General features: G+C 39.5%; 11 protein-coding genes. 8 read left to right on the forward strand and 3 right to left on the reverse strand.

The features are described from left to right. Positions 1–7: 7 nt before the first annotated feature. From OU792_RS16050 to OU792_RS16060, 3 genes are all read right to left on the reverse strand, one after another. A complete protein-coding gene (locus tag OU792_RS16050; protein ID WP_134203119.1) occupies positions 8–616 on the reverse strand; it encodes a hypothetical protein in 609 nt (202 codons plus the stop codon). A 136-nt stretch (positions 617–752) separates the two neighbouring features. Then, entirely contained in the window at positions 753–1,415 is a 663-nt protein-coding gene (locus OU792_RS16055; protein ID WP_134203120.1) for a TonB family protein, read from the reverse strand. Between the two features lie 227 nt (positions 1,416–1,642). Further along, positions 1,643–2,095, reverse strand: coding sequence for a DUF1569 domain-containing protein (locus tag OU792_RS16060; protein ID WP_134203121.1), 453 nt, complete (start codon positions 2,093–2,095; stop codon positions 1,643–1,645). Positions 2,096–2,219: 124 nt separating this feature from the next. Between OU792_RS16060 and OU792_RS16065 the strand changes: the two genes are divergently transcribed. The 8 genes from OU792_RS16065 (at position 2,220) to OU792_RS16100 (ending at position 8,164) form a co-directional block, all read left to right on the forward strand. After that, positions 2,220–2,795: a hypothetical protein gene (locus OU792_RS16065; RefSeq protein WP_026948060.1), complete on the forward strand. Its 576-nt coding sequence runs from the start codon at positions 2,220–2,222 to the stop codon at positions 2,793–2,795. A 16-nt stretch (positions 2,796–2,811) separates the two neighbouring features. Next, positions 2,812–3,069, forward strand: coding sequence for a winged helix-turn-helix domain-containing protein (locus OU792_RS16070; RefSeq protein ID WP_274670709.1), 258 nt, complete (start codon positions 2,812–2,814; stop codon positions 3,067–3,069). A 43-nt stretch (positions 3,070–3,112) separates the two neighbouring features. Further along, a complete protein-coding gene (locus tag OU792_RS16075; protein ID WP_274670704.1) occupies positions 3,113–3,838 on the forward strand; it encodes a hypothetical protein in 726 nt (241 codons plus the stop codon). Positions 3,839–4,044: 206 nt separating this feature from the next. Continuing rightward, positions 4,045–5,535 carry a hypothetical protein gene (locus OU792_RS16080; protein WP_274670705.1) on the forward strand — a complete coding sequence of 497 codons (1,491 nt, stop codon included), beginning with the start codon at positions 4,045–4,047 and terminating at the stop codon, positions 5,533–5,535. A 2-nt stretch (positions 5,536–5,537) separates the two neighbouring features. Next, positions 5,538–6,005 (forward strand): hypothetical protein, encoded by a 468-nt coding sequence (locus tag OU792_RS16085; RefSeq protein WP_274670706.1) that lies wholly within the window; start codon positions 5,538–5,540, stop codon positions 6,003–6,005. 249 nt (positions 6,006–6,254) lie between these two features. Continuing rightward, on the forward strand, positions 6,255–7,178 hold the full coding sequence (locus OU792_RS16090; protein WP_274670707.1) for a hypothetical protein: 924 nt from the start codon (positions 6,255–6,257) through the stop codon (positions 7,176–7,178). 39 nt (positions 7,179–7,217) lie between these two features. Continuing rightward, positions 7,218–7,742, forward strand: coding sequence for a hypothetical protein (locus OU792_RS16095; protein WP_134203125.1), 525 nt, complete (start codon positions 7,218–7,220; stop codon positions 7,740–7,742). Continuing rightward, entirely contained in the window at positions 7,733–8,164 is a 432-nt protein-coding gene (locus OU792_RS16100; protein WP_274670708.1) for a hypothetical protein, read from the forward strand. The genes OU792_RS16095 and OU792_RS16100 overlap by 10 nt, the downstream gene beginning before the upstream one ends. Positions 8,165–8,374 lie beyond the last annotated feature (210 nt).

Here is an 8,374-nt window from a genome sequence, read left to right on the forward strand (position 1 = left end):
GATTCGATTAATCGCTGATGAGGGACTTTTTGTGAATGGCGGAATAGCCTACTACCATAACTTGTGAAAGTTCTCTTTCTGCTAGTAGCTTCGCCTTTTCCCTATCCAAATCGGCGAGGAGGTTTTGCCCGGTGCTTTCATAGTATTCGGCCCGTTCCTGATAGGTGTTGGGAAAATAGGGGTTCTCTTGAATCTGCTGATTCAGCTTTTTGAGAACTTTGCTTTCAGAATCGAATCGCTCGGGGATGTAAAATCCGGTATTTTGATTTTCCACTATTTTGAATTCCACTGTCAGCAAGTGCTCTTTTCCAAAAGTCTCATTGGGAAAAAGTGCCTTGGTTTCTTTATCTTTCAGCAAGGCTAAAGTTTGGAATACTTCCTCAGCTAGTTCTTCTGAACCTCCTAGTAAAAGCGGGGTTTTATCCAAATTACCTTGCTGATCAATAGAAAGGAGGAGGGTAACGGGACCTTGGATTTTCTCAGACCGTAATTCTGAGGAGTATTTTAAATTTTTGGCCAGAAATTGATTGAATTTCTGAAGGGGATCAGATTCTTGAGCAAAGGTAGATGCTGAGATCAATCCGATCAATAGAGTAGATAGAAGCTTGCGTATCATGGTTTTGGATTTAGTTTCTATCAAATTAAGAATTAAAAGATTAAAAATAAAGTATTTAGGAAAGATTCACGTTTCCTTTTAACTAATCCGTTTCAAATCAGAAGGGTTTTTGGTTGAGTGACCGATAAAATGCGAATTACCTGTTGATGGTGCCGCTGATACTACGGGTTTGTACTATAGTAAAAGATTTGATCTCAATTTTTGCCAAGGTATTTTGCTGAAGCCTTTGAGATTCCATCAAGTCGGCCGTCGCCTCAGCTTCATGCTGCAATTGCCGATGTATTTGGGACCGAAGTTCGAGGTATTTCGGTTCAAAGGGTTTTTCGTCTACCAGTCGTTCAGTCATTTTAAGTGCTTTTTCTGGTTTTCCTTTGTATATCTGCCGAGTTACTGCCTCAATCTCGGCATTGGGATTTTGGGGATCCACCATCTCAAAACTAAAATAAATTTCATAGCTGTCTTTCCGCTCTTCTTCGGGCAACATATCAGGTTGCCAGAGAGGAATTGCCTTTTCCAAAGCAGCTTCAACAGATTCTTTCATCGCTTCGGTTTTGGATTCTGTGATTTCGTAGGAGCTGATTTTCCCTTCTTGGTCTAATTCGATATCCACGGAAACAAAACCGGTTTTTCGAGCCCGCAAATCAGATAAGGGATAACGAGCATGAGAGCCCAAGACCTGTTTCCACACTTTCAGTGCGGGATTTGGTGAAGTGACTTCCTGAGCTTGAGTAGAAAAAGATAAAGCAATAAGTAGGATACTGGAAAGAATAAAGAATAGGAGGTAATTTCTTTTCATCATAAGTAATTGATAGATTTTGCCTCCAATAAACTCAAGGATATCTTAGTTCACAAGCTTTCTATTAAAAATTTAATGTGTATATCTGCTTTCTTCCAATTAGAACTGTGAGTGACCTTCAAAAAATCTAAAGGTTTAAAATCTGTACGCTCCCCTCTCCCTACTTCCAGCTTCCATCAAAATAGCTACAGAGAAATTGGGGAGTAGGGAAATTGCCCATATTCATAGTATCATACCCCAAATTGTGTCAAATGATGATCGAGGTGCTTATAGAATAGATTATTCCATTCTTGGGCAGTCATCGGGCCGAAGGAGGGAGACTCTTTTCCTTCGAAGTGTTGGGCTCCTAGTTCCTGCGTCTTCTTTAAATAGTCGATCAATTGATTTTTTTCTTTTTCGAAATCCCGCCGATCTGCAATGATGAAAACTGGCGCAGTTCGGGCATTTTTAGGATAGGGCTTTTCATTGACTACTCCCGATTTGACAAAGGTTTTGAGTAAAAATCGCATCAAAGCATTGGGTTTGGGATGCTTATCAGTGTAGGCCATTTCATAGGCTACCGAGCAATGGGCAAGCATCTGGTCCACACTCATTTTACCCCATAAAGGCTGAGAATCGGGCTTGAGAGACTCTATTCGGGCAATTAGTTCGGATGTAGTTGAAGGGTCAAAAATATTTTGCATAGTCTTTCTTGGCTGGATTTAGATACAAGATAAATTTTTTTCAGAAAAATTTTAGAATAAATTGGTTTGTAATGTAAACCATTTTATATTTGAATCGTTAAGCCTATTGTAAAGGGATAAAAAAATGGAAAAAACACTTACAAGCACCGAATCTCTAGCCATTATCACAGAGATGATAGCGAAGGCTAAGAAAGAGTCCACCGGAGACGGAGGCTTTCAAATGCTCCTTTGGGGCTGGGTAATTGCGGTTTGCAATTTTGGGCATTATACCTTAGAAAAATTAGGTTATGCCGAACCTTACATCGTATGGACACTGGTCATTCCTGCTGCGATTATTAGCTTTGTCAAGGGGTTCCGCTCAGCGAAAAACGCTCCCGCCAAATCCCATCTTACAACTGTTCTTAGTCAGCTGTGGATTATCATTTTCATTAGTATGATCGTTGTTTTGGTCTTTATGGGAACATTGGATTTTCAGCACAATCCCATCATTCTCTTACTTGCTGGGGTGGGTATTTTCACCACAGGTACATTGGTAAGAGAGAATCTGGTTCGCTGGGGAGGAATACTGCTATTGCTCGCAGCATTTATCGGTTTTCTACTTCCCGTGACAGAACAGTACCTCGTAGCAGGAATCGGAATTGTGTTGGGTTATCTAGTTCCAGGGTATCACTTAAAAAAGAAGAGTCTTGAGCGAGTTTAAGCCCCTTGATCCCTTGTTGCATTCCCAGCTTCGGTTGGCAATCATGTCCTTGCTTCTGAGTGTGGATGAGGCAGAGTTTACCTTTCTCAAAGAAAAAACCGAATCCACCGCCGGCAACCTCAGCGTACAGCTGGACAAGCTTGAAAAGGCAGGCTACATAGAAATCGAAAAGTCCTTCCGGGGAAAACGTCCATTGACGACCTGTAAAATCACCAAGGAGGGTATTGCCGCTTTCGAAGCCTATGTGGAAAACTTGAAAAAATACATTCAGTAAAAAATTTTCTCAATTTAGTTTATAATATAAACCAATTTACACCATGAAAACGAACTCTAAAATTTTCGCAACAATCTTAATGATCACTTTGATGGCTATGGGCTATCCTCAGGAACTCCGAAAAATGAATTACCGTGCCTATCTAGAGGCAAATAAGGAGCTCTGGAAGCAAAATGTGGCTACGGCCATGCTCGAAGCCCAGCAAAATCCATCACAAGAATCGGAATGGCAATTGGCCCTTACCGAATATGGTCTCCTGAATGCCTCCATGGCAGATCAAGATGAGGATCTTTTTGATGATTATGCTGAAAGCCTGGAAGATCGGCTCGATCAGTTGAAAAAGTCCGGTCCGTATCAAGCTGAGGCAAAAGCTTTACTATCCGGGCTCTACGGATTTCAGATTGCATTCAGTCCCTTCAAAGGAATGCTGCTTGGTGGCAAAAGCTCCAAACTTCTGGAGCAAGCCATGGAAGAAGCTCCTGAAAGTCCCATCGTATTAAAATTGTATGCAAGCAATAAATATTTCACCCCAAGTATGTGGGGAGGAGATGTAGAAGAAGCTCGGCGGTTTTTTGAAAAGTCTAATGCAAACTTTGAAAAGCAAGGGATCGAGGACAATTGGATGTACTTGGATAATCTGGCTTGGCTTGGACTAATTCATCAGGAAAACGGACAAGAAGACGCTGCCAAGGAAGTTTGGGAGAAAGCCCTTGCCCAAGAGCCCAACTTCTATTGGGTCAAGGAAGGATTACTTCAAGGATTAAATTGATTTAGAGGTTTTTATATTGGAAAAAACAGCGGTCATTGGTCGCTGTTTTTTTTTACTAAATCATTTGAAAAATAGATTTTAAGTTTTAGATTGACGTATCATTTAATCGATCAACTAAGCTAAGTATTTATGAAAAACACTTTTGCCCCCCCCCCAAGTACAAAAAGATAGCTAAATCCGGTTTAGCACTACTATTTGGACTGTCCATGATACTATCCGCTTGTATTCCAGAACCAGAAAACCCGACCATCCAGCTCAGTGAAACTTCACAGCTGGCCCAGGTCCGGGACTGGTTTGAAGCCAATAAGACCAAGCTCCGACTACCCGATCGTGGAACGAACTACCGAACAGAATCCCAAGAGCTGATTCTACCATTTTTCGAAAAGGGACCAGACTGGGAGCAGTTTCATCATTACTACTTTCCTGATGGACGGGAGGTCTTTGAAGTGAGTCTGGAGAATGAAAACTTGTATATTCCGAAAGCAAAGGATGCAGGAGCCAGTGAGGAATATGTTGACTATTTTCAAAACATCCTGTTCGTAAAGCACCCTACACTTCCCAAATTTGATCCTTTGATTATCCGATATTATCCAGACAAGAATACTTCCAACCGTGAGTTCTCAGAAATAAGCTATGAAATGATCGACGAAAAATGGAGTGGCTGGATAGATCTGTTTACGTATGATGAGCACTACCTCATGGGATATAAGGTCACGGAAGGTGAATTGACACATACAAGGGAGATGCAAAAGAATCCGGAAAATGCCCGCAAGATTGCGGTAAGCTCAGAAAACAAGAGTGACGAGGCGATTCATTGCTACCCGGTAGCTACTGATTGGTATGATGGCAGAACAGGAGAATATTTGGATACCACTTGGGCACAAACCTGCGAATGGCAGCGGGGTGGATCTAGAAGTGGTGGAGGTCGCGGCGATGGAGGATATGAGGAAGAAAAACCAAGAGGAGGGGCAGATAGTCCCGGAGGTGGATGTAAAAAATGTTATGATCCACCGGAAGTTCCAGCACCGACATTGAGAGTTGAAATTGATCAAACTGTGAAGGATAATCCCTATTTGATGTGCATATTAAAAAAACTGGAGCTTTCTAAATTTGTCAATGATTTAGCGCTCTTCGATGGAACAGCTCAAAACGGGCGAAATGTAATCCTAAAAGTTGGAGAGACTGAAAATCCTGAGGCCAATGCAGAAACAAATGATGATTTAGGCCCTTATCATATTCAAATTATTTTGAATCAAAATAGATTAGGTAGAAATTCCTTAGAAATGGCACGTACGTTCCTACACGAAATGATTCATGCTGAATTATTTAGAGCAATATTTCATAAAAATGGAACTCCTTTAGATAGAAATTTTGAGGCAAATTTTGCTAAATATATGTTATTATATAAGGGAGATGCTGCAATTCACCATAATTATATGGCTGAAAATATGGTCAATAAGATGGCAAGTGTACTTTCCCAAATTCACTCCCATCTGGGAAAACAAAGTTTTCTGAATGATCCTGACGTAATAGCTGCGTTTCCAAAAGGCTTGCCTTCTGGTTTTTATCATGGGATAGCATGGAATGGATTAAAGTGGACTGACAAATGGAGGTATAATTTACCCGAACGAAGTAGTTATGAAAAATACCAAAAAGTAGGCGCGGACAATCTTACTGATAATTGTAATTCTAACTAGCCATGAAAAAGGGACTGTTTTCAATTCTATTTATATACATCTTTTCCTGTAATCCTTCAAACTCAAACGGCTCAAGGGATTATAATCAAATCAATAGTATACAGAAAGGAGAACTAGTTATTGTGTTTAACCGATATTCAATAAATACTGAAATTATTGAAAGGTCCACCGAACCCAATGAAAGTTTTCAGTTTTGGAGAGAAGGTTTTGATCCTCCTTATGAGGACCCAAACCTTTATATTAGTATTGGGCATGGTTTAGATCAAGGAAAGAAAAAGATTCAAAGGAAAGAGTTAGATGAGTTGGATGTTTGGTTTGATTCTCAAATGGATTATCTGGATTGGTTCAATTTAAATTTCGAAAAGTATTATATCATTTATGAAGATGAGTACTTGATGAAAGAATCATTAGACCCCAATTATGAGTTTACTGCCTATGAGGTAAAAATTTCTACTGGAGGGGTTGAATAAAAAATTGCTTACATCTTGGAAACTGTTTGGTAATATCTTGTTTTTAGAATTTCCTTATCAGAAAACTAAAAACCCCAAATCTTTCGACTTGGGGTTTTAGCTTTCTGAGCTTGATAATTAGATTTTAAGTTTTAGATTGACGTATCATTTAATCGATCAACTAAGCTAAATATCTATGAAAAACATTTTTGCCCCCCCAAGTACAAAAAGATAGCTAAATCCGGTTTAGCACTACTATTTGGATTTTCCATGATACTATCCGCTTGTATTCCAGAACCAGAAAACCCGACCATCCAGCTCAGTGAAACTTCACAGCTGGCCCAGGTCCGGGACTGGTTTGAAGCCAATAAGACCAATCTTCGACTACCTGATCGTGGTACGAACTACCGAACAGAATCCCAAGAGCTGATTCTACCATTTTTCGAAAAGGAACCAGACTGGGAGCAGTTTCATCACTACTACTTTCCTGATGGACGGGAGGTCTTTGAAGTGAGTCTGGAGAATGAAAACTTGTATATTCCGAAAGCAAAGGATGCAGGAGCCAGTGAGGAAGATGTTGACTATTTTCAAAACATCCTATTCGTAAAGCATCCTACACTTCCCAAATTTGATCCTTTGATTATCCGGTATTATCCAGACGAGAATACTTCCAACCGTGACTTTGAAGCAATCAGCTACCAAATGATCGACGAAAAATGGAGTGGCTGGATAGATCTGTTTACGTATGATGAGCACTACCTCATGGGATATAAGGTCACGGAAGGTGAATTGACACATACAAGGCAGATGCAAAAGAATCCGGAAAATGCCCGCAAGATTGCGGTAAGCTCAGAAAACAAGAGTGACGAGGCGATTCATTGCTACCCGGTAGCTACTGATTGGTATGATGGCAGAACAGGAGAATATTTGGATACCACTTGGGCACAAACCTGCGAATGGCAGCGGGGTGGATCTAGAAGTGGTGGAGGTCGCGGCGATGGAGGATATGAGGAAGAAAAACCAAGAGGAGGGGCAGATAGTCCTGGAGGTGGATGTATGAGTTGTTATGATCCACCGGAAGTTCCAGCACCGACATTGAGAGTTGAAATTGATCAATCCATAAAAAATAATGCAACATTAAATTGTATTGTCCAAAAATTACAATTAGCTAAATTTATTAATGATTTGGTTTAATTCGATGGAAACTCAACTAACAGAAATGTCATATTGAAAGTGGGACCAACCCCAAGAAGTAATGGCTGGGAAGTAAATGCACTTACTGATGGAAGCCTTGGGCCCTATAGAATTGAAATAACTCTCAATGAGAAAAAATTAAATAGAGGGGCTTTAGATATTGCTAGAACTATTATCCATGAACTAATACATGCCGAAATAATAAGGGCTAATGATTTAGTCGAAGGAGCCTCCTGGGATCCAGATTTTCAAGTTAATTATGAGAAGTATCGGAATAATTATGGGAAAGATTGGCCTTCTCATGAATATATGGCTGAGCATATGGTTAATAAAATAGCAAATGCTTTAAGGCAGGTTCACCCTTATTTGGGCTTAGATGAATTCAGATCGAATCCAGAGGTCCTGAGTGTTTTCCCAAGAAACTCCATACCTTCTGATTTCTACAAAGCGATGGCTTGGGTGGGACTTGATGGAACAATAGAATATGATAAAAATCCAAGTAGAGACACATATAAAAAGTGGCATAATGATACTGTCCAAAAACATCCAAAACCATGCAATTGAGACTTGTCTTTCTGTTTTTTGTTATTCTTTTAGGTTGCCAAAAAAGAAATCAATCTCAACCTGAAAAAACAAAATTGATACTTCTAGATGAAGGAAAAACCGATTTAAAGCTTAATAAAAGTGAAAAAGGAATAGTTCCCAAGTTTCACTATACCCAGGGTGGCTTTGGTCATCCAAGCGTTTATGTATCCTTCATTCATGGCTACTATGATGATATTAAACGGATCGATGCAAATTCTATTCGAGAGTATCATTTAATCGACCCTGATACTATTGATTTCAATATTACTTGGTTTTACTGGGATGATGAGCCACCGCTTTACCTAGCTTTAAAAAAGGATTATGAAGATTTTATATCGAATGAGAAGATCGATGGTTTGACGATATTCGAGATTTCTATTTATGCTAATAGCATTGAATAGCTACTTGATGTAGTCAATATTCGAAATTTAGAAAGAGTGAAGAATATGGATTAGATCTTATAGGTTTCTTGAAAATTTAAAGTCATGAATTAAAAATATAAAATTAAGAAAAACCCAAGTCGAAAGATTTGGGTTTTTGGGGTAATAGGTTTGATAATTAGATTTTAAGTTTTAGATTGACGTATCATTTAATCGATCAACTAAGCTAAA

The organism is Algoriphagus sp. NF (genome assembly GCF_028823735.1).
GTDB classification, from domain to species: Bacteria; Bacteroidota; Bacteroidia; order Cytophagales; family Cyclobacteriaceae; genus Algoriphagus; species Algoriphagus marincola.

Bases quoted from the DNA above. Each gene is read 5' to 3' on its own strand.
- OU792_RS16050 (WP_134203119.1), bottom strand. From the start codon at position 616: ATGATACGCAAGCTTCTATCTACTCTATTGATCGGATTGATCTCAGCA.
- OU792_RS16055 (WP_134203120.1), bottom strand. From the start codon at position 1,415: ATGATGAAAAGAAATTACCTCCTATTCTTTATTCTTTCCAGTATCCTA.
- OU792_RS16060 (WP_134203121.1), bottom strand. From the start codon at position 2,095: ATGCAAAATATTTTTGACCCTTCAACTACATCCGAACTAATTGCCCGA.
- OU792_RS16065 (WP_026948060.1), top strand. From the start codon at position 2,220: ATGGAAAAAACACTTACAAGCACCGAATCTCTAGCCATTATCACAGAG.
- OU792_RS16075 (WP_274670704.1), top strand. From the start codon at position 3,113: ATGAAAACGAACTCTAAAATTTTCGCAACAATCTTAATGATCACTTTG.
- OU792_RS16080 (WP_274670705.1), top strand. From the start codon at position 4,045: ATGATACTATCCGCTTGTATTCCAGAACCAGAAAACCCGACCATCCAG.
- OU792_RS16085 (WP_274670706.1), top strand. From the start codon at position 5,538: ATGAAAAAGGGACTGTTTTCAATTCTATTTATATACATCTTTTCCTGT.
- OU792_RS16090 (WP_274670707.1), top strand. From the start codon at position 6,255: ATGATACTATCCGCTTGTATTCCAGAACCAGAAAACCCGACCATCCAG.
- OU792_RS16100 (WP_274670708.1), top strand. From the start codon at position 7,733: ATGCAATTGAGACTTGTCTTTCTGTTTTTTGTTATTCTTTTAGGTTGC.